This is a genomic window from bacterium (assembly GCA_016716565.1).
Classification (GTDB): Bacteria; Bacteroidota; Ignavibacteria; order Ignavibacteriales; family Ignavibacteriaceae; genus IGN2.
The window spans coordinates 329,043-354,733 of record JADJWC010000002.1 but is presented as its reverse complement, the minus strand read 5'-3'; the positions used below and the strand labels follow the sequence as shown (position 1 = coordinate 354,733).

26 protein-coding genes and 1 pseudogene are annotated in these 25,691 nt (G+C 36.4%); 24 read left to right on the top strand and 3 right to left on the bottom strand.

What is annotated here, in order from left to right; all coding sequences use genetic code 11:
- The first annotated feature begins 153 nt into the window (after positions 1-153).
- The 4 genes from secA (at position 154) to IPM14_08355 (ending at position 6,738) form a co-directional block, all read left to right on the top strand.
- Positions 154-3,192 (top strand): preprotein translocase subunit SecA, encoded by a 3,039-nt coding sequence (secA, locus tag IPM14_08370; protein MBK9098115.1) that lies wholly within the window; start codon positions 154-156, stop codon positions 3,190-3,192.
- 9 nt (positions 3,193-3,201) lie between these two features.
- Positions 3,202-3,540, top strand: coding sequence for a P-II family nitrogen regulator (locus tag IPM14_08365; protein ID MBK9098114.1), 339 nt, complete (start codon positions 3,202-3,204; stop codon positions 3,538-3,540).
- Positions 3,541-3,583: 43 nt separating this feature from the next.
- The gene (locus IPM14_08360; GenBank protein ID MBK9098113.1) at positions 3,584-5,980 is read left to right on the top strand and encodes a tetratricopeptide repeat protein; all 2,397 of its coding nucleotides are present in this window, start codon (positions 3,584-3,586) and stop codon (positions 5,978-5,980) included.
- Positions 5,981-6,081: 101 nt separating this feature from the next.
- Positions 6,082-6,738: an ATP-binding protein gene (locus IPM14_08355; protein MBK9098112.1), complete on the top strand. Its 657-nt coding sequence runs from the start codon at positions 6,082-6,084 to the stop codon at positions 6,736-6,738.
- 34 nt (positions 6,739-6,772) lie between these two features.
- Here the strand turns inward: IPM14_08355 and IPM14_08350 are convergent, their stop codons facing one another.
- Both IPM14_08350 and rlmN read right to left on the bottom strand, forming a co-directional pair.
- Positions 6,773-7,321 (bottom strand): RNA methyltransferase, encoded by a 549-nt coding sequence (locus tag IPM14_08350; GenBank protein ID MBK9098111.1) that lies wholly within the window; start codon positions 7,319-7,321, stop codon positions 6,773-6,775.
- Positions 7,318-8,382, bottom strand: coding sequence for a 23S rRNA (adenine(2503)-C(2))-methyltransferase RlmN (rlmN, locus tag IPM14_08345; protein ID MBK9098110.1), 1,065 nt, complete (start codon positions 8,380-8,382; stop codon positions 7,318-7,320). Before rlmN ends, IPM14_08350 begins: the two co-directional genes overlap by 4 nt.
- Before the next feature lie 165 nt (positions 8,383-8,547).
- Between rlmN and IPM14_08340 the strand changes: the two genes are divergently transcribed.
- The 10 genes and pseudogenes from IPM14_08340 to trxB all read left to right on the top strand — a co-directional run bounded on the left by IPM14_08340 (position 8,548) and on the right by trxB (position 17,396).
- Positions 8,548-9,693: an acyl-CoA dehydrogenase gene (locus IPM14_08340; protein MBK9098109.1), complete on the top strand. Its 1,146-nt coding sequence runs from the start codon at positions 8,548-8,550 to the stop codon at positions 9,691-9,693.
- The gene (gene yidD, locus IPM14_08335) at positions 9,683-10,144 is read left to right on the top strand and encodes a membrane protein insertion efficiency factor YidD (GenBank protein ID MBK9098108.1); all 462 of its coding nucleotides are present in this window, start codon (positions 9,683-9,685) and stop codon (positions 10,142-10,144) included. The genes IPM14_08340 and yidD overlap by 11 nt, the downstream gene beginning before the upstream one ends.
- Complete coding sequence (locus IPM14_08330; GenBank protein MBK9098107.1) at positions 10,141-10,929, top strand: hypothetical protein; 789 nt, start codon at positions 10,141-10,143, stop codon at positions 10,927-10,929. Before yidD ends, IPM14_08330 begins: the two co-directional genes overlap by 4 nt.
- 27 nt (positions 10,930-10,956) lie before the next feature.
- Positions 10,957-11,811 (top strand): hypothetical protein, encoded by an 855-nt coding sequence (locus tag IPM14_08325; GenBank protein ID MBK9098106.1) that lies wholly within the window; start codon positions 10,957-10,959, stop codon positions 11,809-11,811.
- 691 nt (positions 11,812-12,502) lie between these two features.
- Positions 12,503-13,549 carry an EpsG family protein gene (locus IPM14_08320; protein ID MBK9098105.1) on the top strand — a complete coding sequence of 349 codons (1,047 nt, stop codon included), beginning with the start codon at positions 12,503-12,505 and terminating at the stop codon, positions 13,547-13,549.
- A gap of 134 nt (positions 13,550-13,683) precedes the next feature.
- Positions 13,684-13,962: a 4Fe-4S dicluster domain-containing protein gene (locus tag IPM14_08315; protein ID MBK9098104.1), complete on the top strand. Its 279-nt coding sequence runs from the start codon at positions 13,684-13,686 to the stop codon at positions 13,960-13,962.
- 184 nt (positions 13,963-14,146) lie between these two features.
- Positions 14,147-14,992: an MBL fold metallo-hydrolase gene (locus IPM14_08310; GenBank protein ID MBK9098103.1), complete on the top strand. Its 846-nt coding sequence runs from the start codon at positions 14,147-14,149 to the stop codon at positions 14,990-14,992.
- Entirely contained in the window at positions 14,967-15,326 is a 360-nt protein-coding gene (locus IPM14_08305; GenBank protein ID MBK9098102.1) for a Rieske (2Fe-2S) protein, read from the top strand. Before IPM14_08310 ends, IPM14_08305 begins: the two co-directional genes overlap by 26 nt.
- 101 nt (positions 15,327-15,427) lie before the next feature.
- Positions 15,428-16,346: pseudogene (queG, locus tag IPM14_08300) on the top strand (tRNA epoxyqueuosine(34) reductase QueG).
- 102 nt (positions 16,347-16,448) lie between these two features.
- Positions 16,449-17,396: a thioredoxin-disulfide reductase gene (gene trxB, locus IPM14_08295; protein ID MBK9098101.1), complete on the top strand. Its 948-nt coding sequence runs from the start codon at positions 16,449-16,451 to the stop codon at positions 17,394-17,396.
- A 55-nt stretch (positions 17,397-17,451) separates the two neighbouring features.
- Here the strand turns inward: trxB and IPM14_08290 are convergent, their stop codons facing one another.
- Positions 17,452-17,823, bottom strand: coding sequence for a hypothetical protein (locus IPM14_08290; GenBank protein MBK9098100.1), 372 nt, complete (start codon positions 17,821-17,823; stop codon positions 17,452-17,454).
- Positions 17,824-18,005: 182 nt separating this feature from the next.
- On the opposite strand from IPM14_08290, the gene IPM14_08285 reads away from it, so the two are divergent.
- The 10 genes from IPM14_08285 (at position 18,006) to IPM14_08240 (ending at position 25,629) form a co-directional block, all read left to right on the top strand.
- Positions 18,006-18,572, top strand: coding sequence for a sigma-70 family RNA polymerase sigma factor (locus IPM14_08285; GenBank protein MBK9098099.1), 567 nt, complete (start codon positions 18,006-18,008; stop codon positions 18,570-18,572).
- A complete protein-coding gene (locus tag IPM14_08280) occupies positions 18,569-19,156 on the top strand; it encodes a hypothetical protein (protein MBK9098098.1) in 588 nt (195 codons plus the stop codon). Before IPM14_08285 ends, IPM14_08280 begins: the two co-directional genes overlap by 4 nt.
- Positions 19,157-19,166: 10 nt before the next feature.
- Positions 19,167-20,072 carry a GTPase Era gene (era, locus tag IPM14_08275; GenBank protein ID MBK9098097.1) on the top strand — a complete coding sequence of 302 codons (906 nt, stop codon included), beginning with the start codon at positions 19,167-19,169 and terminating at the stop codon, positions 20,070-20,072.
- Between the two features lie 73 nt (positions 20,073-20,145).
- Complete coding sequence (locus IPM14_08270; GenBank protein MBK9098096.1) at positions 20,146-20,421, top strand: acylphosphatase; 276 nt, start codon at positions 20,146-20,148, stop codon at positions 20,419-20,421.
- A 2-nt stretch (positions 20,422-20,423) separates the two neighbouring features.
- Positions 20,424-20,903: a 2-C-methyl-D-erythritol 2,4-cyclodiphosphate synthase gene (locus IPM14_08265; protein ID MBK9098095.1), complete on the top strand. Its 480-nt coding sequence runs from the start codon at positions 20,424-20,426 to the stop codon at positions 20,901-20,903.
- Positions 20,903-21,514: a DedA family protein gene (locus tag IPM14_08260; protein MBK9098094.1), complete on the top strand. Its 612-nt coding sequence runs from the start codon at positions 20,903-20,905 to the stop codon at positions 21,512-21,514. The genes IPM14_08265 and IPM14_08260 overlap by 1 nt, the downstream gene beginning before the upstream one ends.
- 20 nt (positions 21,515-21,534) lie before the next feature.
- The gene (gene lnt / locus IPM14_08255; GenBank protein MBK9098093.1) at positions 21,535-23,169 is read left to right on the top strand and encodes an apolipoprotein N-acyltransferase; all 1,635 of its coding nucleotides are present in this window, start codon (positions 21,535-21,537) and stop codon (positions 23,167-23,169) included.
- 93 nt (positions 23,170-23,262) lie between these two features.
- Entirely contained in the window at positions 23,263-24,288 is a 1,026-nt protein-coding gene (locus tag IPM14_08250; protein ID MBK9098092.1) for an aminotransferase class I/II-fold pyridoxal phosphate-dependent enzyme, read from the top strand.
- 102 nt (positions 24,289-24,390) lie between these two features.
- Positions 24,391-24,852 carry an acyl-CoA thioesterase gene (locus tag IPM14_08245; GenBank protein ID MBK9098091.1) on the top strand — a complete coding sequence of 154 codons (462 nt, stop codon included), beginning with the start codon at positions 24,391-24,393 and terminating at the stop codon, positions 24,850-24,852.
- Positions 24,853-24,927: 75 nt separating this feature from the next.
- On the top strand, positions 24,928-25,629 hold the full coding sequence (locus tag IPM14_08240; GenBank protein ID MBK9098090.1) for a ribonuclease H-like domain-containing protein: 702 nt from the start codon (positions 24,928-24,930) through the stop codon (positions 25,627-25,629).
- Positions 25,630-25,691 lie beyond the last annotated feature (62 nt).

The following is a 25,691-nucleotide window of genomic DNA, read 5'->3' as shown; positions in this document are numbered from 1 at the left end:
TAATCTCAGAATTCATTTTCTAAAAAACAACAAATGGATAATTACACTTACTTAAATTAGTATGCGATCTATTCTAACCAAAATTTCTTAAATTGCATTTCAAAACTTACATAAGTATGTTAAACGCACTATAATTAAGGAGTTAGACACTGAATGTTAAATATTGTTAAGAAATTATTCGGCGATAAGCACGAGAAAAATCTGAAGGTTCTCTGGCCTGTCGTTGAGGAAATTAACCAGGAATATGAGAAGCTTAAGCCACTTTCCGATGATGAATTACGAGCAAAAACACAGGAATTCAAAGATAAAATAAATGAACACACCGCTGAGACAAGAAAACAAATTGCTGAACTAAGAGAAAAACTCCAGAGTGATGAGGAGTTTGATCGAATTGCAGTCTATGATGAACTCGATGCATTGAATGAAAAACTCGACGAAGAATATGAAGAGATACTAAATCAAATACTTCCGGAAGCTTTTGCAGTTGTAAAATCAACCTGCGAAAGATTGGTTGGTAAAACCTGGACAGTCGTCGGAAACAAAATTCATTGGGACATGATTCCGTATGATGTTCAGTTAATTGGAGGAATGGTTTTGCATCAGGGAAAGATTGCTGAAATGGCCACCGGTGAAGGTAAAACTCTTGTCGCAACACTTCCAGTTTATCTTAATGCTCTTACCGGCAGAGGAGTTCACCTTGTAACTGTAAACGATTATCTTGCCCAACGTGACAGCGAGTGGATGGGTGAGATTTATAAATTTCACGGACTCACAGTCGGCTGTATTCTCAACACGATGGATCCGCGACAAAGAAAAGAAATTTATAACCGCGATATCACCTTCGGAACCAACAATGAATTTGGTTTCGATTATCTTCGTGATAATATGGCAATTGATAAGGAAGGACAGGTTCAGCGCGGACATAATTTTGTAATTGTAGATGAAGTTGACTCGGTCTTGGTTGATGAGGCAAGAACGCCGCTGATCATCTCCGGTCCGGTTGATGTTGACGATCATAAGTTTATGGAAATGAAACCAAGGATTGAAAGGATTTTTAAAAAGCAGAAGAATTTAGTTGCAAGCATGTTAGCTGAAGCAGAAAAAATTCTCGAAGAACAAGGTGCAACTCCTGAAGCAGGCGTGCATATTTTCAGAGCATATCGAGGCTTGCCGAAGAACAACAAACTGATGAAAGTAATTAGTGAAGCTTCCAACAAAAAACTTATGCAGGAAACTGAGCTTGAATATCTTCGGGAAAAAGCAAAGAATATGCACATCATTGATGATGAACTTTACTTCGTAATCGATGAGAAGAACAACAGTATTGACCTTACAGAGAAAGGACGGGAAGAGCTTGCGCAGGGAAGCGGAATGGAAAAAGATTTCTTCGTACTTCCCGATCTCGGAACAGAAATAAGCAAGTTTGAAAACGATCCGAATCTATCTGAAGAAGAAAAAATTAAAAAGAAAGATGCTCTTTATTCAAGATATTCTGAAGCGAGTGAAAGGATACACACACTTCACCAGCTTTTGAAGGCTTATACTTTATTCGACAAAGATGTTGAGTACGTTGTAACTGAGGATGGAAAGATTGCAATCGTTGATGAGTTTACGGGTCGCGTTTTACCCGGAAGAAGATATAGTGATGGATTACATCAGGCGATTGAAGCAAAAGAAAATGTGAAGGTTCAGAGAGATTCGCAGACGCTTGCGACGATTACTCTTCAGAATTATTTCAGGATGTATAAAAAGTTGGCCGGTATGACAGGTACCGCAGAAACTGAAGAGAATGAATTCTTCCAGATTTATAATCTTGAAGTAGTAGTGATTCCTACTCACAAGGCCTGTATTAGAGATGATACAGATGATTCGATTTATAAAACAAAAAGAGAAAAGTATAACGCAGTAATAGAAAAAATTGAAGAACTGAAAAAAGAAGGACGACCTGTACTTGTTGGAACAACTTCGGTTGAAGTTTCAGAAACTATCAGCAGAATGCTGAAGCGAAAAGGAGTTCAGCATAATGTTTTGAACGCAAAACAGCATCAACGTGAAGCAGAAATTGTTGCACACGCAGGTGAGATAAGTGCTGTTACTATTGCAACGAATATGGCAGGGAGAGGAACTGATATTAAACTTGGTGCAGGAGTTAGAGACAGAGGTGGACTTTATATTCTCGGAACCGAAAGACACGAGTCAAGAAGAATCGATCGTCAGCTTCGCGGTCGTTCAGGAAGACAGGGCGATCCGGGAACTTCCAAATTCTTTTTATCGCTTGAAGATGACTTGATGAGATTATTCGGCTCAGATCGTATTTCGTCCGTTATGGAAAGAATGGGATTGAAAGAAGGCGAAGTAATCCAGCATCCTTTGATCAGCCGTTCAGTTGAAAGAGCACAGAAGAAAGTTGAAGAGAATAACTTCTCAATACGCAAACGTTTGCTTGAATATGATAACACAATGAATTCGCAAAGGGAAGTTATCTACACAAAGCGTAACCGTGCTCTGCAGGGCGATAGACTTAAGAGTGAAGTTTTCGATTTGCTCGATGAATACATCACCGCATTAGTCGATATGTATTTTGAAAATGTTGAAGCAGACCAGATCAGAGAAGAGCTGATGATGAAGCTGCTCGTTGATGTTAAAGTTGAACCGGAAGAATTTGAAAAGCTCGGTAAAGATGGATTGAAAGAAAAACTCCTGAACGCTGCAAAAGAATTCTATAATAAAAAGGAGCAAATGCTCGGTTCTGAATTAATGGCAAGACTTGAACGATACGCAATGCTTAGTGTAATCGACACAAAATGGAAAGAACACTTGCGCGAAATGGACGATTTGAAAGAAGGAATTGGACTTCGTGCTTACGGACAAAAGGATCCGCTTGTTGAATACAAAGGTGAATCATTCAAACTTTTTGTTTCTCTTCTTGAACAAATAAGAAATGATGTTGTATCGTTCACATTTAAGTTTTTCCCGCACGCACCGGGAGAAGTTCAGCAGCAGAGAAGGCAGCCTGTAACAAGAATGACAGAAAGTAAAGCAGTTACGACGAATATTGGTCTTCAGCAAAAACCAAGTTCTGCTCAGGTTGCCGGGAAAATGCAGCCGATTCAGATTGCTGAAAAAGTCGGAAGGAATGATCCATGTCCCTGCGGTAGTGGGAAAAAATATAAACAGTGTCACGGCAAATAGGAGAACTCTGTGAAAAAAATAGAAGCAATAATCCGTCCGTTCAAGCTTGAAGAAGTAAAAGAAGCTCTTGTTGAAATTGGAATACGTGGACTTACAATTTCAGAAGTAAGAGGTTACGGCAGACAGAAAGGTCACACAGAAACTTACCGCGGAAGTGAATACAGGATTGAATTCGTTCCGAAAATAAAAATTGAAGTTGTAATCGAAGACTCGAAAGTTGAAAAAATTGTCGATGCAATATTAAAAACGGCTAAAACAGGTCAGGTTGGCGATGGCAAGATATTCATTTACAATGTTGAAGATGTGGTAAGAATCAGGACCGGTGAATCGGGTAAGGACGCCCTGTAAATTGCCTTTTTGTTTTATTTAATCTTTGATAGTTTCGGGTGCGATGTTCACCAATCTCTTAAAAGAAAAAATTCTACTGACACTGCCTTTATTGATTCTGCTTACCGGCTGCGGTGTTTGGGATAACTTCATTACCTACTTTAATCTTTATTACAACGCTAACGAACTCTACACTAAAATTGAAAAGCAGATAACAGATCAGAAAAAAGATCTGTTTTCAATAGAACCGCCGGCAATACCACCCGCAGCGAATGCAGATGTACAGAAATTAATTGAGAAGTGTTCTGTAATTCTTCAATTTCATTCAACTACTTCTTATGTTGATGAAGCACTTTTGATGTTAGGCAAAGCGTTTTATTACCAGAGGAACTATTTAAAATCACAACAAAAATTTAAAGAGCTTCTTGCTGCCGATCCTGAAGGAGAGTATGCTCTTGAATCACAATTGTGGATCGGTAAGTGTGATATGAGATTAAGAAATTATGCCGATGGTCTGGCGCAATTAAAAGAAGTGCGAGATATAGCCATCGAAGAAGATGAAGAAGAAATTATGGAACAGGCTTATATCGAAGAGATTGTGTACAGAAAAACAATTGAAGATATTCCTGCAGCTATACAGGTTGCAAATGAATTTCTGGAAATATCAGAGAATGAAACTATCAATGCTGAGCTATGGTATGAAGTCGGAAACCTGAATATGCAGATCGGTGATAGTCAAAGTGCAGTAGTTGCATTTCAAAATGTATTCGAGCATTCACCATCATATGATCTTGAGGTCTCCGCTAATCTCAAGCTTGGCAGTGCACTCCGTACAATCGGTGAAACCGAAAAAGCTTATGAGATTTTCACTAATATGAGATCAGAAGATAAGTACGCTGATAAATATTCAGATATAGATCTTGAAATAGGAATTACAGAGAATGCTCTTGGTAATTATGAAGCTGCGATTAATCAACTGATAATGGTCGATACGACTTATAAAAATACACCAGTCGCTGGTGCAGCTAAATATGAAATTGGAAATGTTTACGAACACGGTATAAAGTTGCTCGATAGCGCTGCTGTCTTCTATCAGAAAGCATCAACTTCATCTTTACCAAAAGAATATATTCTTCCCGCAAAAGAAAAGCAAAGACTCTTCAGTAGGTATGTACTAATCAAAAATGATTTGAATAAATATGGCAAGCAACTGTTTTATTTACAGAACCCGGATCAATTCTCACTTGATTCAATGAAATATGTACAGGATTCATTAGCAATTGCCGAGGAGATTGCAGAAGTTAAAGAACTTCAGGAAAGCTGGTCGGGACTTGAAACATTACTTTTAGGTGAGAGTGATACAACCGGGTTTTTCATGGATTCTCTCAAAGTAGCTGATACGCTGATTGTATATCTCAAAGATTCACTTGAGTACATCAACAGGGATACAATTTTCAGCAAAATCAGAAATCCCTTGCCGGAAGATTCTCTGCTTGTTGCGCAATTTGACAGTATGTTTACGAACAGGACATTCGATCCGAACGCGAAAGTCATTTTTGAACAGAAAAAGCGTGAGCGTGAAGCACTTGCAAACCAGTTAATCGCCGCACTACCGGATACACTGAAGTTTAAAAATAATCCTCCGAGGAAACCTAAAATAAGCGAGGATTCTCTCAAAACTCTTCTGGCAAAAAATCAGCTTGAGCTTGGGAATCTGTTTCTCTCCGAATTTGATTTGCCTGATTCAGCATACAAATATTACCACAGTAATCTTACTGAGTACCCCGATAATTCTTTTTATGCGACTTCGATGTTTGCGATGGGCAGCTACTATCTTACCGTGGATAATCAAAAAAGTGCAGACAGCCTTTTTAATATCATCTACGAAAATTATAAAAATGAAAACATAGTGAACGCAGCAGCAGTTAAATTGAATAAACCTCTTATTGATTTGAATTATGATCCTGCAGTCGACGAGTACAAACTGGCAGAGGAGTTTCTGCTGGAAGGAGATTATTACTCGGCAATTGATAAACTAAAAGAAATCCCGAAGCAGTATCCGAAATCTACAGTTGCACCAAAAGCAATTTATGCTTCCGGATGGATTGAAGAAAATGAACTTAAAGATTATTCAGCGGCAGTAACGTCATACGATACTTTAATAGCAAAATACCCCGCTTCAGAGTATGTAAGGATTGTCGCTCCAAAAGTCACAGCATATAAACAGGAAAAAAGAAAACAGGAAACAGCTTTGCTGGACTCACTCAATGCGTTGACCTCATCTGATTCAATGGAGGCAAATAATATAATTCCTGAAGAAATTTTGGTACCGCAGCAGGATACAATTCAGGTTGCTTTGGAGGATGAACAGCAGACAGTCGAGCAGAAAGAGACAGTTACAGAGCAGAAGAAACTTCCTGTTAACAAAGAACCTGTTTGGAATCCACGTAGACGAAGATAGTTCCAAGATCAAAGAAAAAAGTAAAAAAATAATCTTTTGACTTTAATAGTTTATCTTAATATCTAAAACTGTTCATCTCATATATCTATTTTAATTGAACCATGAACCGTCGCCATCTGTTAGAGTTAATTGAAGAAGGGGAGAATCTTCAATGCGAATTCAAACGTCATTTTACAACACCAGAAAAGATTGCAAGAGAGATGATTGCTTTTGCAAACACAAAAGGCGGGTATATGATCTTTGGTGTTGATGATGACAGGGAGGTAGTCGGAGTAGATAGTGAGAAAGCGGAATCGGAAATGATAAAAGATGCCGCAGACAATTTTTGTGAACCACCACTAAAATATTCAATCGATTTTATTGAAGTATACGGGAAAGAAGTTGTTGTAGTCAGCATTCCTGAGTCAGATTACAAGCCGCATCGATTGCAGGATTATGAAAATGAATTTGATATTAACAAAGCAGTTGTTCTCGTCCGTCTGAATGATAAAAGTGTTACAGCAAGTAAAGAGATGGTAAGAATCCTTCGGGCAAATTCTTCAAATCTTGCATTAAAAAAATACCAGATAGGAGATGTTGAAAAAAGAGTTTTTGAGTATTTATCGTTGTACGAAAGAATTTCTGTTAAAGAATTAAGTAATCTTGTTAACATTTCGGAAAGAAGAGCTTCACGAACACTCGTAAAAATGGTTCGTGCAAATCTTCTTTTAATTCATACAAAAGATAATGGTGAAGAGTTTTTTACGGCAGCAGCGTAGAGTAAATTCCAAATCACAAAAAACTAAATCACAACTAAAAAATTTCTCTCAATCTAAAAATCGTCACTCCATACGCAACTGCAACATTTAACGATTGTTTTATCCCAAACTGTGGAATCTCGATTGAAAAATCACACATATCCAGAATTTCCTGTGAGACACCGGTAATTTCATTTCCGATTACTAGACAAACCGGGAAAACATCTTTCTTCAATTCATAGTAGGGAAAACTTTTACTTGTTAATTCAAGCGCACAAACTTTGATTCCATTCTCTTTCATTTGGCGGACAACTTCTTTCGGATCTTTCATATATTCCCATTTTACACTTTCAGTTGAACCGAGTGAAGTTTTCAATACATCTTTATTGCCTTTTGGTAAATCAGGATGAGGAGGATATGGAGTATAACCGCAGAGAAAAAGTTTTTCAATCATTGCTCCATCGGATGTTCTGAATATTGAACCGACGTTGTAAGAACTTCTGATGCTGTTCAGCAAAACATAAACAGGGAGCTTTTTAACTTTGTGGATAGAATCAAGTGTGCTTCTGTTCTTTGCTATTTCATCGTGAGTAAGTTTTTTCATGAGATTTGAAACTTCGTTGCCAATTGTCCGCAAGCTGCTGCAATATCATCACCCTGAGTATTTCGCAGCATCACGGTAATGTTTTTTTCTCTTAACTTATCAGCAAACGTGTGGATTCGCTCCATCGGTGTTGATCGGAGTTTTCCAGCTAATCCGGAAGGATTCATATGTTCAAGTGAATTGAAAGGAATAATATTCAGCTTACTCGGAATTGTGCTCATCAATCTTGCAAGTGCTTTAATGTCTTCGTCACGATCGTTTATTCCATCCAGCATAACGTATTCGAAAGTTATTCGAGTATTTGTCTTTGCCGCATAACTTTTTAATGCATCGATGTTTTCTTTGAGAGAATACTTTTTGTTTATCGGCATTATTTTATTCCTGATATCTTCAAAACACGAGTGAAGGGAGAATGCGAGTTTCACTTTTAATCCTGTTTCCTCGAGTTCCTTTATTTTAGGTGCAATACCTGCAGTTGATACAGTAATTTTTTTCAGACTGATTCCTGTCGTTAATTCTTCTGCAAAAATTTCAAGCGACTTTACCGTTTCTTTAAAGTTCAGAAGAGGTTCACCCATACCCATATAAACGATGTTTGTTATCTCGCTTTCTTTATAATCCTTACTGGCGAGTTTAAACTGATCGAAAATTTCTCCGGCTGTTAGATTTTTTTCGTAACCCATCAATCCTGTTGCGCAAAACTTACAATCAAGCGGACAGCCAATCTGTGTTGAGATGCAAAGAGTTGTTCGTTTCTTTTCAGGAATAACAACTGATTCAATTTTGTTTCCTTCGCTTGTTTCAAAGATATATTTTTTTGTTCCAGTTGAAGGAGAAACTTCACTCGTTAGATAAGTGAGCGTATCCGTATATAGATTTTCTTCAAGCTTACTTCTCAAAGATTTTGGAAGATTGCTCATTAAATCAAAGCTATCGACCATATCCCCGTACATCCATTTGAAGACCTGTTCGGCCCGGAATGCAGGCTCACCTTCAGAAATAAAATATTCTTTTAATTCTTTGAGTGTAAGTCCCTTAATCGTGTGTTTTTCTTTAGTCATATTCCAAAAATAGTCCATCTGTATCCTACTGACAAAATTATCGGTGCCGTGATTTCTCACAAATATTCTTTGCCAGAGATTTCATATTACATTATTTTTGACACGGAAAATAATTCATCTCCAGAATGCATCTAACTTGTCAAATAAAAATTAACGGGGTAAAAAATGAATTTTGATTTTACTGAAGAACAATTGATGATCCAGGAATCCGCTCGTGATTTCGCGCAGAATGAAATAGCACCTTCAGCCGTTGAGCGTGATATCAATGCAGAGTTTCCAGCTGAGATAATAAAGAAAATGGGAGAACTTGGATTTTTAGGAATGATGGTTTCTCCTGATTACGGCGGTGCAGGAATGGATACAATCAGTTATGTTCTTGCAATGATAGAAATTTCCAAAGTGGATGCGAGTGTCGGAGTGATAATGTCCGTCAACAATTCACTTGTCTGCTGGGGATTGGAAGAATACGGATCAGATTATCTGAAACAAAAATATTTGGTTCCGCTTGCAAAAGGTGAAAAGCTCGGTGCGTTTGCTTTGTCAGAACCGGAAGCTGGAAGCGATGCGACTCAACAGCATACATTAGCCGATAAAGATGGAGATCATTTTGTTTTGAATGGAATGAAGAACTGGATTACGAATGGAACAACTGCCGATTATTATCTGGTTATGGCACAATCTGATAAATCAAAAGGTCACAAAGGGATTACAACATTTCTTGTTGAAAAAGGAACTCCCGGATTCGGTCACGGGAAAAAAGAAGATAAGCTTGGTATCAGAAGTTCAGATACCTGTTCATTGACATTTGAAAATTGCAGAGTGCCAAAAGAAAATATTGTCTGGGAAGAAGGTAAGGGATTCAATTTTGCGATGAATACTCTCAATGGCGGAAGAATCGGAATTGCCTCACAGGCGCTGGGAATTGCTGAAGCTTCACTCGAAGCTGCTATCAAATACTCAAAAGAAAGAAAAGCTTTTGGAAAAGAGATTGCAAATCTTCAGGCAATACAATTTAAAATTGCTGATATGGCAATGAAACTTGACGCTGCAAAATTATTAACTCTGAAAGCCGCAGCGTTAAAAGATGCTCACAAAAAATATTTTGCAGAAGCTGCTATGGCAAAACTTTACGCTTCAAAGATTGCTGTTGAATGTGCGCTGGAAGCTATTCAGGTGCACGGTGGTTATGGTTACGTGCGGGAATATTTGGTTGAAAGATATCTTCGTGATGCGAAGATCACCGAAATTTATGAAGGAACTTCGGAAATTCAGCGAATAGTGATAGCAAGGTCACTACTTGATGCAAAGTAAACTAGTTTTAAATCTTCTCTCCCTACTTTTTACAACATCTGCTTTTTGTCAGATTGAAAGTCTCAAATGGCAAAAGGCAGATGTCTCCTACGAAAAACAAATCCATTACAATAAAAGAAACTATTCATTCGAGTCAGAAAATGCTGGTGAGTTTATGGCTAAGTCTCTTGCGAATGCTTATTGGTTTTTTATTTCAGATGTTGATGGAGAGAATTGTCCGTTCAGACCAACCTGTTCTGCTTTTCTTCTTCAATCAGCTAAAGAGACAAACATATTCCAGGCGTCGTTGATGTTCTTTGATCGATTTACTCGTGATATGAATTTGGCAAAGGGTCATAACCATTATCCGAGAGTCAGTTCCGGTCATTTTTATGATCCACCGCAGAATTATACTTTGAATCAGGGAAGAATTAATTATCTGCCTCCTTCATCCATTGTTGATGATGAATGAGAATCCTATTAACAATTATTTTTCTTATTGCTCTTCCAGTTTTTCCTCAATCACCTTCATTTGATTTTCATTCACCTGAAAACATAAAAAAATTCGCTGATTATCTTTTTTGCGAAGGTGATTATTTGCGTGCAATTGAGCAATACGAATTACTTGATAATCAGCTGCTCAATGACACAATTCAGTTTAAAATGATGCTCGGATATTCTGAATTGAATCTCTATCAGTATTCGAATGAAATCTTAGGTAGTATTTCAGTTCAATCAAAATTTTTTCCCGATGCGTACTTACTATCATTAAAGAACAAATTATTAATTGAACCAAAGTTGCTGTTTCCCAATGATAAACTCTCCTATGATAGTTACTACGAAGAAAGAATTAATAAGCTTACCATCATCTCAAAATTATATGATGAGAATTTTTCAATATCGAAAGAAAAGTTTATCGAACCATTTGATGAAGGTGAAAAACAAACTGTTGCAATGTTTTATGATTTGAAAACGAATCCGCCGTACAAAAATCCCGCACTTGCAGGAGTCATGTCGGCGATTATTCCGGGAAGCGGAAAAATGTATGTCGGAGAATGGGGAGATGGGGTAACTGCATTAGTCATAACGAGCCTTTTTGCTTTCCTTGCATATGATAATTTTCAAGCTGATCACCAGACACGCGCCTGGATTTTTACCGGACTTGGTGCATTTTTCTATGCCGGAAACATATATGGCTCAATTGCCTCAGCACAGATTTTTAATGCGAGGTTAATTTTGAATTCAGCAATGGTTTGAAATTATTTCTCGAAGAAAAAAATTATTTTGTACCTGACAATGATTTCTGCAAATAAAATATTATTCTCTGCTGTCTTAATAATAGTATTAACTCATCAGTCGATTGCACAGAATACATTGAAGCAGCAATTCGAACTTGCGAAAAATTTATACAGTGAAGAAAAATATTTTGATTCAATAACCGAGTTTAAACGTCTTCTATTTTTTGATGAGTTAAAATCATACGACTATGAAGCGAATTTACTCATTGGATTAAGCTATAAGTACGGAGCTAAATATTCTGATGCTGCGAGATATTTTACTATCGCAGAAATGAATGCTGCTACAAATGATGAAATATTTGAAGCCAAAATTGAAATAATAAAAGTGAATATTTTAAGAAGAACAACGACAAGAGCTTTAACTCTTCTTGATTCTTTACAGAGCAACCTGGCATTTAAAGATAAAGCTGATGAAATAAATTATTGGCGTGGATGGGCTTATATCTTTTCAGACGATTGGGAAAAAGCATCACAATCCTTTTCAGAAATAAAACCCGATCACCAACTTGCAGTTCTTTGTGATTCAATCACTAACGATTTGTACGACCCCGCTCTAGCAAAAGCTTTATCAATTGTTCCCGGTGCGGGACAATTTTATTCCGGTGAATATGTCAATGGACTAATTTCGATTGGCTGGAATGTTCTTTGGGGTTATCTTACAATAAATGCATTTATAGAAGACAGAGTGTTTGATGGTTTTGTCGTCGGCTCGCTATTGTGGTGGAGATTCTATTCGGGAAATTTACAAAACGCAGAAAAGTTTGCTATTGAAAAAAATCTTGCAAAGACAAATGCAGCTCTTCGATATCTTCAAAATGAATATAATGGAGTCAAACCTTGAAAAATTCACTCTTATATCTTAATGAAAAAATTATTAAAAAAAACTTTTGGTTAACGTTTCCAATTTGTGTGAGTCAAAAATTGCGACCATTAAATTTTGCGCATAAAAAGCAAGGTCGATATAACTTCCTCTTCTGTGGTTAAACCACTATTGTTAGCTTGTTCAGGCCTCGTAAAATAAATCTGCGGGATGATCCCTTATCATTCTGCAAAAAAAATATTGGGATTTCAGTCTTTGTTGGGTTGGTTTTACAACTCTTTCATAAACTATTTAATTTATTCTTTACCAGTTAACAGAAACAAAAAAAATATTTTCTTGGCAAATCTTTACCAGGTGGTTATTCAGTCCCAAGAAGTCTTTGGGGGAGGGCAATTTAGTTTGGACAAATTTTATTTCTCTCTCAAAGAACAAATGAGCAATTAATGTGTGTGAATACTTTTCGGGGTCTTGGTAAAATCATCTGTCAAACTTGAATGAATTGAGATTAAATTAGTGAAAACGGTCAATTCTCCCGGTAATTTTGGTCATAAATGATGTTGTGGGTCTACAATAAATATTTTTAGAATAATAAATTCTGTCCGGTTGAGTGAAAGTAAGTCATTACTTATGCATATTCACAGAGACTATGCTGAGTGGAGAAGAAAAAATGGTATCAATACAAATTATTTGATTAGAAATAAATAGTGTTGCAATGAAAAACCTTTATGAAATTCCGGTTGTTTACAAATCAGTTTTAGCGCTAGTATCTCTTTATGTGTTAATTGCATTTGTAAAACTTCCGCCAATTAACGGGGACGAACAATCAATGTTTTCTGAAATGGTTTACGGTACAGCGTGGAAACCATTTGTTTACAGGACACTTCTGCCAACTACTGTAAGAATAATTAGTGAAGTCATCCCGGAAAGCATTCACGAAACTCTCACAGAAAAAGTTGAAAGCAGCAGCTTTCTTATGCTTGCACTGGAAAAACTAATTTGGGAAAGTGAGTTCATAACTGAATATTTAATTGCGATGATACTGATGTATCTTTCACTGCTCGGATTTGTTTATGCATTCAGAAAATTATTCGATGAAATCTACATGACACCTTTGTGGTTCAAGAATGTTATCTCAATAATTCTTCTTTTTGCCATACCTGCTATGTTCCAACCTAATTACTCGAACTATGTATACGATTTTCCTTCATTGTTTTTATTTACGCTCGGACTTTTATTTCTCAAACAAAGAAAATGGAATCACTTTTTAATTCTCTTCTTCATCGCCTGCTTCAACAAGGAAACGATTATTCTTTTGACAATGATTTTTGCAATTCATTTTTATAGTAACAAAGAAATCAGTAGAAAATTTTATTATCAATTTATGGCTATTCAACTTTTGATTTTCGGATTCGTAAAAATCCTGTTGTTCATTTTGTTCATTAATAATCCCGGTGGCTTTGTTGAGTTCCACTTGATTGACAGAAACTACCTTCTTTTCAACGGATATTCATTAGCTACTTTTGTGGTATTACTGATTATCATTCTTTCAGTCTTCAGCAGATGGAAAGAGAAACCAAAGTTTCTGAAAGATTCTCTCTGGATTGGAATTCCACTGTTAATCTTGACTCTTTTGTTCGGTTTCTTCGATGAACTTCGTGATTATTATGAAGTTTTTCCGGTGATTATTCTGCTGATTTCGTTCAATATTGGCGGGATACTAAACGTTGATATTGTGCAAAAAGTCACGACCGCAAAATAAAATACCATTAAAATCTAATTTTAACTTGCTGAGCAATGTATTTTTTATAAATTTCCGATGAACTTTTAAGAAAATTATTCTGTTCAAATGAATAGGAATTCAAAAATAGAATTAAAAATTAAAGGAGTAATGATATGGCGATAATGATAACTGAGGAATGCATCAACTGTGGTGCTTGTGAACCTGAATGTCCGAATACTGCAATATATGAAGGTGGTGTTAACTGGGAATTAGCTGGTAAATCTTATGGTGACGGTGATGCTGCTCCATCTGGTGCAAGCGGATTTTATTCTGCGGAATTCTTTTATATAGTACCCGATAAATGTACTGAGTGCAAAGGTTTTCATGATGAGCCACAGTGTGCGGCTGTTTGTCCAGTTGATTGTTGTGTTCCCGATCCGAAGCATGTTTGAAACTGAAGAGCAGCTTCTTGCAAGGAAAGATTATCTTGATGGATTAGGCAGGTAATAATTTTTAACTGATTAACCCCGGCAATGTCGGGGTTTTTTTATTTTAAAGCCTCTCTCTCCTGTGAATTGACTCCCATCTTTTTTAATTTTAAGAAGTAAAGCATTAATTCTAATTAACTTTTCAGTTATGAAAATTGGAAAATACAAACTAAGCATTATCGAATCAGGTTCTTTCGGTCTTGATGGCGGAGCAATGTTCGGGATTATCCCAAAACCTCTCTGGCAAAAGACAAATCTCGCTGATGATTCAAATCGAGTTAGACTTGCAACTAGAAATTTATTATTAGAAAGCGATTCGAAGAAAATATTAATTGATACAGGAATGGGTGACAAGTGGGATGAAAAAGCAAAAAATATTTATGCTGTTGATGATAAGCATTCCATGGATTCTGCACTTTCAAATAAAGGATTAAAATCAGATGATATAACGGACGTAATTCTTACTCATCTTCATTTTGATCATACCGGCGGATCAACACTAAAAATAAATGGCAAGCTTCAGCCTGCATTCCCGAATGCAAAGTACTATGTTCAAAAGCAGAATTTTGAATGGGCCGTAAATCCATCTGACAGAGACAAAGGTAGTTATATCAAAGAAAATTTTTTACCGTTGATGGAAGAAGGAGTGCTTCATTTGATTGATGGTAATGACATTTTTGATGATGGGATTGAGTTTTTTGTCATCAACGGACATACCTTTGGCCAGCAAATGGTGAAAATCTCAGACGGAAGAGATACGTTTTTATATTGTGCTGACCTGATACCATTTTATTCGCACATACCGCTGCATTACATAATGGGTTATGATTTACAGCCACTTGTCACTCTTGAGGAAAAGAAAAAGTATTTAAACATTGCTTTGCAAGAAAACTGGAAATTATTTTTTGGCCATGATCCCGAAATTGCATTTGCGTCGGTTAAAAAATTTGGTGAAGGATATATTGTCGATGAAAAATTCAGATCATTTGAATAAGCTTCAGGAAAACGGCTTCTCATTTCTATGCTCGTGGAGTGATTTAGCAGAGGAAACAGGAAAAAGATTTGTAGTAAATGATATTGAGATAGCTGTATTTAAAATCAATGATGAAGTTTTCGCGGTTAGCAATATTTGTCCACATCAGCAAACGCGGTTGATTTATGATGGATTTATTGAAGACGAATTTGTTGTCTGTCCCGCGCACGGCTGGAAGTTCAATCTTCGAACGGGGAAAAAAGATACAGGCAGCAATGGCTTGCAGGTCTATCCGGTTGAAGTAGTTGACGATAAGGTTTATGTGAAAGTATTACCAAGACAAATGCAGTGGTAAAATTATATGTCATTCCTGCGTAAGCAGGAATCCACAAGTCAGTGCAAATCTGGATTCCCACTTTCGTGGGAATGACTACCAGCTAACAATTATTTTATTATATGAGACTCACCAATGAAATAGTAATCGAAAAAGCAAAACAACTTGGTTTTGATTTGGTTGGATTTGCAAAAGCAGAGATTTTGGAAGAAGAATCTGAACATCTTCAGCAATGGCTCGATAATAATTATCAGGCTAGTATGGATTACATGAAAAGGAATTTTGAAAAAAGAAAAGATGTTAAACAAATTCTTTCGAATGCAAAATCTGTGATCTCGTTAGGATTGAATTATTACACTCCTCACCAATATTCAAATGAAAAGCAAATGGCAAAGTCTCACGTTATGCCTGGGGAAAGATTATCATCATATAATCTGGTCAATGCTTGATGAACTTGAATCAGAATTAAAAAAGAATGATCCGTCATTCGAATCGATTTCTTATGTTGATACCGGTCCCGTGATGGATAAAGCATGGGCTGTTCGAGCGGGAATTGGCTGGCTTGGGAAACATACGAACGTAATCAATCGGGAAATTGGTAGCTGGTTTTTCATTGCTAACATTATTACAAATTGTGAGTTTGAATATTCAGAACCGATACCAGACTTTTGCGGAAGCTGTACTGCTTGTCTTGATGCTTGTCCAACCAAAGCGATAGTTCAAGAATATGTTGTGGATGCGAACAAATGTATTTCATATCTAACGATCGAAAATAAAGGAACCATTTCTGAAGAGTTTAAAGGAAAATTTGATGATTGGATTTTTGGCTGCGACATCTGTCAGGACGTTTGTCCGTGGAATCAAAAATTCCCGGTTGAAACAATGATAAAAGATTTTCATCCTGAGAATAAGGAATTAAATCTGACAGATATTCTTGAAATGACAGAAGAAAAATTCAAAGAGAAATTTAAAAACTCACCTATTAAAAGAGCAAAACTGAGTGGCCTGAAACGAAATGCTGCTTATCTTAGAGATAAATAACTTATAGATATTCTCAACTAGTCTAAACTGAATCTTTTGTAAATTTGCATAATCAAACCCAGGCAAATTAATTTTTAACTATAATTCATTTAAGGAAAAGTAATGGCGGATAATCATCACAAAATAATAATTATAGGTTCAGGACCTGCCGGATTTACTGCTGCACTTTATAATGCAAGAGCAAATCTGAAACCAGTGATATTTGAAGGAATGCAGCCAGGTGGTCAGTTGACAATTACTACTGAAGTAGAGAACTATCCCGGATATGAGCATGGTATTCAAGGTCCGGCATTGATGGACATAATGAGAAAACAAGCTCACAGATTCGGTGCGGAAAGCATTTACAAAGAAATTACAGAAGTTGATTTTTCAAAAAGACCTTTCGTTTTAAAATCGTACGATGAAGTTTATACTGCTGATGCGGTTATTGTAGCAACCGGTGCATCGGCAAAATTACTCGGACTTGAAAGTGAAAAAAAATATATGGGCTACGGTGTCTCTGCATGTGCAACTTGTGATGGATTCTTTTTTAAGAATCAGAAAGTTCTTGTGATAGGCGGTGGTGATACTGCGATGGAAGAGGCAACTTATCTTACTAACCATGCTTCAGAAGTAACAATCATTCATCGTAGGGAAGGATTCAGAGCATCGAGCATTATGCTTAACCGTGCACAGAAAAATCCTAAGATTAAATTCATGTTAAATAAAACCATTAAAGAAGTTGTTGGTGTTGAGCAGAATGGAATAAAAAGAATGACCGGTGTAATCCTGGAAGATACGCGTGATCATTCGACAGAAGAGTATAATGCTGACGGATTATTTATCGGAATCGGCCACAAACCGAATACTGAAATCTTCAAAGGTCAGCTTGATATGGATGAAGTAGGTTACCTGAAAGTAAAGCCTGGTTCAACTTACACAAATATTGAGGGAATTTTTGCAGCCGGAGATGTGAGTGACAGTAAATATCGTCAGGCTGTTACTGCTGCAGGTACTGGCTGTATGGCTGCACTTGATGCAGAAAGATGGCTTGAGGCACAGGAACATTAATAATTTTTGGTAGCACAGATTACCAATCTGTGCTACTCAAAACTAACATCCGATTTTAATTGCCAGCCTTTTTTTCTAAATCGTATGCACGCCTCATCTTGTTTCCATAAATGTTTGCGATCACAAATCCAATTCCAGTGAATATGAAGATTGAAGTTGGAGTTACAATTTCTCTCGTTTCTTCTGCTCCAGACATCAACCCGATACCAAGTCCGATTCCAAAGAATATGCAGATTATTCCGACTTTCATCAGCCAGAATGGATCTCTCTTCTGTTCAAAGAATTTTTTCATATCCTCTGCTGAGAGACCTTTATCGATAAGCATCTGTCTTTCTCTAGATCTGTAATAGATAGCTGTAACCGATATTAATCCGATTATTAGAAACATTACTATCGGAATAAATACAGCAACTACTTCTTCCTGCATTTTATTATCCTTTCTGTTGTTTAATTGTTGAGACAATATTTTCAACTGACAGGTTACAGTTTCATTAGGATAATAATATAGATTTTCTGCTCATTTTTTGCTTTTTAAGGAATCACCTTATATTTTTTAGTAGAATTAAATGTAGTGTAACTAAAATCACAATATGTTAGTCTAAGAATTGAATGAGAAATCTTTCTGATCAGGAAATAATCGATTCGGTTAGAAAAGGCAATAGTTCCGATTATTCAATTTTAGTGAATCGATACAAGAATAAAGCATTTTCGATGTTAAAAAGAATGCTGAAGAATGAATTAGAAGCAGAAGAAGTTCTGCAGGATTGTTTTTTGAAAGCGTATAATTCGTTGGTGAATTTTAAAGGTGAATCAAAATTTTCGACTTGGTTTTACCGGATAGTTTATAATTCAGCACTGACGAAGTTATCATCTCAAAAAAGAAAAACAGAAACCGAAATGACATCTGTTGAGGATCATTTCAATCTCGAAAGTGAATATAGTTCGGACGAAATTGAAAAGAAGGATGTTAACCATCTGATTCATAAAACAATTAGTAAATTGCCGGAAAGATATTCAGCAATTATTACAATGTTCTATTTGAATGAAATGACAATTGATGAGATAAGCGACGTAATGGGATTAACTGTTTCGAACGTGAAAGTAATGCTTCACAGATCAAGAAATGCATTACGCGATTTAATCTTAAAAACCAAACTAGCTAAAGAATTACAATGATTCAGATTACAGATGAAATATTAAATAAATATCTTGACGGTGAATTGAGCAGCGTAGAAGCTGAACAGGTAAAATCTGGTATTCGTAATTCAGAAGAGTTGCAAAGAAAGTTTAATGCACTGAAGTTAGTTCATGATAATTTATTCGCAATTAAAGAGGATGAAGTTTCCGCTGGCTTTACTGAAAAGTTGATGAAACAGATTATAAAAAGATCAACAGTTCCAAAACAGCAAAAGTACTTTATTGCTACAGTCGTGACATTTATCATATTGCTTTGCCTAGTAATTTTTGGTTTTTCTATTTCAGCTATGATTTCGGCAACAACCTCAGCAGCTAGCGACTCTCAATCTGTTTTTGATTCTGTATCGGGTTTAAGCGAGGGACTGGTGCGAACCATCCAGAATTTATTTAGTGGTGCGGGTTTGTCAATTGTCGGATCAATCTTTTCTCTGATCATTCTGATATCAGGTTATTTCTTTTTGAAATGCAAAAGCGGACTAAATCTGCAATCAGCAAATAATAAACCTCCCCGTACTTCCTTTCATTTAAATCGCGTCCAAAGTAATTTATCTTACAAATATTAATTTTTTATTTATGAATGATAAAACCGGTTATGTTGCAATTCTTGGTTTACCTAATTCGGGCAAATCAACCTTACTCAACACACTGCTCGGACAGAAACTTTCGATAATCACTTCAAAACCACAAACCACTCGAAAAAGAATTCTCGGAATTTTAAGTGAAGAAGATTACCAGATCATTTTTCTCGATACACCGGGAATACTTTCTCCTTCTTATCTTCTCCAGGAAAAAATGATGGAGGATGTAAAATCTTCACTTGATGATGCGGATGTGATTGTTCTTATTAGCGATGTTAAAGAAGATCCCTTAGCTGAAAACTTGTTCTCACAGGAATTTGTTAATGTGCAGGTTGCCAGATCAAGGAAACCAAAACTTCTTGTGCTCAACAAAGTCGATTTGATTACTCAGGAAAAGGTTAAAGAACTCATCAAACATTTTGAAACACAGAAAATGTTTGAAGAAGTAATTCCTATCTCAGCCTCTCATTATTTTAATATTCAAAGAGTGAAAGAAGAAATCATTCGCTTTCTTCCCGAAGGACCAAAACTTTTTCCGGATGACCAGGTGACAGATGAGAATGAAAGATTCTTTGTCTCCGAAATTATCCGCGAAAAGATACTTGAACTGTATCGCGATGAAGTCCCTTACAGCAGTGAAGTTTTAATAATTGAATTCAAAGAAAGAGAAGAGGGTAAAAATTTTATCAGCGCTGAAATAGTTGTGGAAAGAGATTCTCAGAAAGCAATAATAATTGGTAACGCTGGAACAGCGATTAAAAAGCTTGGACAAGTTGCAAGAGAATCAATCGAAGAGTTCTTGCAGCGTGAAATTTTTCTCGAACTCCGAGTGAAAGTTAGAAAAAAATGGCGAAGCGATGAAAACTTGCTTAAGAGTTTTGGGTATGATAAAAAGGACTAAATCCGCTTATCTTTGTACTAAAGCAAAGTTTATCTAAATTTTTAAATAAATTCTCAAAGAATTTTTCTTATAAATGGAAGTTCGTGCGGAAATCATTGTTAACGGCTTGGTTCAGGGAGTTGGATACAGGTATTTCGTAGTTCGTGAAGCACAAAAACTCGGATTGAAAGGTTTCACTCAAAACCTTTATACTGGTGAAGTGCTTACAGTTGTTGAAGGAGAAAAAGCAATAGTTGATGAATTAATTAATAAGTTAAAGGTGGGCCCAATACATGCTTCTGTTAAATTGTGTAAAGTAGATTGGCAGGAACCAAAAAATGAATTCACAGACTTTGAGGTGAGATTTTGATAATAGATTTAAGAACCGGAATCGGATTTGATGTTCACGCATTTGCTGGAGGACGTAAACTTATCCTCGGCGGAATAGAAATCCCTTACGACAAAGGATTAGCTGGACATTCAGATGCTGATGCACTACTTCATGCTGTTACCGACGCAATGCTTGGCTCACTTTCGCTTGGTGATATCGGTACTCACTTTCCTGATGATGACCCACGCTATAAAAATGCAGACAGCACCGTCTTCCTGAAAAGAGCTCACGAACTTATTCGTAACAGGGGATTTTATGTTAATAATATCGATGTTGTGGTAATGCTTCAACTGCCCAAGATTTCACCTTATACACAGAAAATGAAAGAAAAGATTTCAAAGATACTGGATATTGGCTCTGACCGAATTTCAATCAAAGCAACAACGACTGAAAAACTTGGATTTGTTGGAAGAGAGGAAGGCATTTCTGTAATGGCTGTTGCAACAGTAGTCAGAAAATAATGTTTGAAGATATACTTACCAGGATTGCAACCTTTCCTCCTTTCTGGATTTACATCACACTTTTCTTTTTTGCATTCATTGAAAATGTTTTTCCGCCATCACCAAGTGATGTTGTGACGGTTGTCGGCGGTTCACTGGTTGGTACGGGAGCAATTAATTTTCTTCTCGCTCTTTCATTTGCGACAGTAGGCAGCATTTTAGGTTTTGCTCTTATGTTCTACATCGGTGCAACTGTTGATAAAAAATTAATTCACTCCGGTAGATTCAAGTATATTCCTGTTAAATCACTTGACAGAGTTGAAGCATGGTTTAGAAAGTACGGTTACCTTATTGTTGTTGTAAATCGATTTATGCCCGGCACGAGAGCGGTCATTTCTTTCTTTGCAGGAATTAGCAATCTTGATCCGAAGAGAACAATCACTCTTTGTTTTATCTCTGCATTACTCTGGAATGCGATTATGTTATACCTTGGATTTATTTTTGGAGATAATGTTGCTAAAGTCGATGAATACCTGACAACCTATAGTAACATAGTTATCGTTGTTACTGCGATTGTAATTTTATTTTTTATCGTTCGATTATTTTTTAGAAAAAGGAAATCTGCTGTTTGAAGTTTTTATCAAAATACAGAATACATCTAACTCCAGAAGAAAAAAGACAGCGGAGAAAAGAAAGGCTTCTGTTAATCGTAAGTGGAATTATACTCGGAATTTCATTTCCTCCTTTTCCATTTCCGTTCACGTTGCTGATTTTTGTTGGACTCATTCCATATTTTACGGTCATTACAAAAAAAAATTCGCTAGCCTCAATAAGCAAAGCAACATTTCTCTTTTCCCTGGTTTTTAGTCTCATCACAATTTACTGGGTTGGCAGTTGGCAAGCTGAAGCCGATCCTTATTTAGTGCTATCAGGTGTTGCGTTGCTTCTGGTTTATCCCTGTGTGATGATGATTCCATCTACGCTTTTTTACCTGGCAAAAAAAGTATTTCCAAAGTTTGATGCGCTTTGGCTTTTCCCGATTTTCTGGGTAACACTTGAATATCTTTTAACTTTAACAGATTTAAGATTTCCCTGGCTTTTACTTGGACACGGACTTGCAAAGTTCAACTTATTTATTCAAGCTGCCGATATAATCGGAACGAATGGGTTGTCATTAGTTGTTGCTTACACCAATGTTCTTTTATTCAAATCTTTTTTTGAAAGGAAAGAAAACCAAAAACTAAATGCTAAACCTTTGGTTTTTGCTGTTATAATTTTTCTTTGCCTGGTTGTATATGGTATCTATAAAGTTTCATCTTTCAAGATTTCAGAAAAAAAAGTTAAAGTTGGAATTGTTCAGCCTGATTTGAATCCCTGGGATAAATGGTCAACCGGAAATCTTGGTGATCTCCTGAATTTATATCTTGGCCTTTCACAAAAATGTGTTGATGAAGGAGCACAGGTTATTCTCTGGCCTGAGACAGCACTTCCTGTTTATGCATTCGGAGGATCTTTTCTTATCGTTGAAAATTCAATTTATAAGTTCCTCGATAGTAATGATGTATCACTTCTTACAGGAATGCCGGATATAATTTATGACCTAAATGAAAATAATATTCCAGTAGATTCAAAATTCTCTGAACAAGGAAATTATTTTTATAGAACTTATAATGCTGTGCTTGGATTGAATCCTGGAACCAGAGAGATTCAACGCTATGGAAAAATGAAACTTGTCCCGCTTGGTGAAAGAGTTCCTTTTGTTGATCAGTTTGCTTTTCTTGGTGATTTGTTGAAATGGGGTGTTGGAATTACCGGATGGAATATTGGAAAGGATACGACAATTTTTTCAATTTACAATGATGAACTTGATACAGTTAAAGTTGGTGGCCTCGTTTGCTATGAATCAGTTGATCCTGTTTTTGTTACTTCATTTGTTCAGAAGGGTGCAGAGTTAATCACTGTGGTCACAAACGATAGTTGGTATGGAAAATCGAGCGGACCATATCAGCACAAAGATTTTGCGATACTCCGTGCAGTTGAAAACAGAAGATCAGTTGTGCGTTGTGCAAACGGAGGTGTAAGTTGTATCATCAATGCAAAAGGAGAAATTCTATCCGAAACGGATATGTTCGTGAAAACTACTCTGGTTGGAGAAGTTCCGGTTCAGACTGAAAAAACTTTTTATTCAGCAAATCCTTTAATTGTGCCAATTCTCTCTTCAGTTTTTTCGTTCTGGATATTTGGGATGAATATTTTAATTTGGCTGAAGAAAAAATTTAAAATGTGAATTCTTCTGTCACACTGAGCCCGTCGAAGTGTGACACCTTACTTTCCAATAAAGTCATCCTTCGACAGGCTCAGGATGACATTAAGATGCAAAATGAAATTTATAGACTTAAGAAGCGATACAGTAACAAAACCATCACCTGAAATGCGTAAAGCAATGTACGAAGCTGAAGTCGGTGATGATGTTTTCAAAGAAGATCCAACAGTAAACAAGCTTGAAGAATTTGTTGCTGAACTTCTTGGAAAAGAAGCAGCTTTATATGTTCCAAGCGGCTTAATGGGAAATCAGATTTGTCTGAATGTTCTAACCGAGCCCGGTGATGAAGTTATCTGCGATCGCGAAGCTCACATCTTTAATTACGAATCATCTTCTCCAGCAAGATTAAGTGGTATTCAACTTTATCCTCTTGATGGTGAACTTGGAATTCTACGAGCAGATCAGGTTGAACCTTATATTCGTACAACTGCCTATCATATGCCCCGAACCAAAGTTATTGAAGTTGAAAACACTCACAACCGTGCTGGCGGAACAATCTGGCCACTTGATAATATTATTGCACTAAAAAATCTTTCAAGGAAACATCAACTTTACTATCATCTTGATGGAGCAAGAGTCTGGAACGCCTGTGTCGAAACCGGATTGTCTGCAAAAGATTATGCTCAACACTTTGATACTGTATCTTGCTGTTTTTCAAAAGGACTTGGTGCACCTGTTGGTTCGGCAATTGCTGGTTCCAAAGAATTTATTCAGGAAGCCTATCGTGTACGAAAAGCCTGGGGTGGAGGAATGAGACAGGTTGGAATTCTTGCGGCAGCAGCTTTGTATGCTATTCAGAATAATAGAGAACGATTAAAGGAAGATCACTGGAGAGCAAAACATCTGGCTGAAAGAATTAAGCTAAACCCAAATCTTGAAATAAATATGGCTGCAGTCCAAACAAATATTCTTCTCTTCAAGCCAGTGAAGGTGACTCCAAAAGAAGGTCTGATAAAATGCCGGGAAATGGGATTGATACTTACACCGGGAACAATTGATTCACTGCGAGCAGTTACTCATCTTGATGTTACTGATAATGATATTGAAAAGGCTGCCGATATTCTCGATAATATTTTTAAATAATTGTTGCATTGTTATTATTGCTTTATTGTTGAGGCGCGAATATTTTTAACAATATAACAATGAAACAATAAATCAATTTCTATGTTAACAAAAAGAACTATTATGACTGAGAAATCTTTAACTCCATACGACTTCAAACACAAATACACAGTAACAGTAAGATTTCACGAAGTCGATATGCTCGGTGTTTGCAACAATGCTGTCTACATTAATTTTTTTGAAACAGCCAGACTTGAATACATAAAAGCTGCCGGGTTAATGCCTGAAAAAGGAATTTTCTCAGATGGAAAAATATTTTTTATGGTTAGAAATGAAATTAATTACCGAAGCCATGCCTATTACGATGATGTCTTGGAAGTTTATTCAAGAATCTCATACATAAAAAATTCTTCTTTTGGTTACGATCATTTAATTGTAAAACAGAAAACGGGTGAACTAATAGTTGACGGAAAAGGTGTTGTAGTTTTTGTCGATCCCAAAAGTAGAAAATCAACGTCATTGCCAGATCATTTCATAGAAAAAGTTAAATCTTTTGAACCATTAGTAAAAATTTTGAGAGATTAATACTATCTTGTCATTGCGAATCCCAACTGAGCGGGATTTAAGTTAAAATTCTTCACACAATTTTTAGGAGGCAAAATGCGAAGAATAGTGTTCGATATAGAAACTTGCGCTTATCCTTTCGAAACTCTTTCTGAAAGTCAGAGAGAATATCTTCTAAGATACGCTGATAAAGAACCCGATCCGGAAAAACGTCAAATGATGATTGACGATGCAATTCGCTACACAAGTCTTTATCCATACACTTCAAAATGTATTGTGATCGGTATTTATGATGTCGAGAAAGAAAAATCTTATGTCTATTACGAAAGCCAAAAGAAAGAAGAGTGGACAAGCGAGTCCGCCACAGGCGGAGGAAAGGTTCAATACAAAGGATTATCTGAAAAAGAAATTCTTGAATCATTCTGGCGTGTTGCAAAACGAGTTGACCAATTCATCACTTTTAATGGAAGAAATTTTGATGTCCCTTTTTTAATGATGCGCTCTGCGATGGTTAGAGTAAAGGTTACAAAAAATTTAATGGGTTACAGATACGGTGATGAGCACATAGATCTCCTTGAGCAATTTACTTTTTATGGATCAACAAGAAAATTTAATCTTGATTTTTATTGCCAGTCATTTGGAATTGAATCTCCCAAATCAAAAGACATATCAGGAATGGAAGTAAAAAATCTTTATGAAGCTGGACGAATAAAAGATATTGCAGTTTATTGCTCGAAGGATATTTACGCGACGTACCAATTATTTAATATTTGGGAAAAATATCTTAACCTCAAATAAATTTTACAAACCCTCCCATAAAGGGAGGGGAAACTTTTTATTATATTTCCTAACTAAAAATT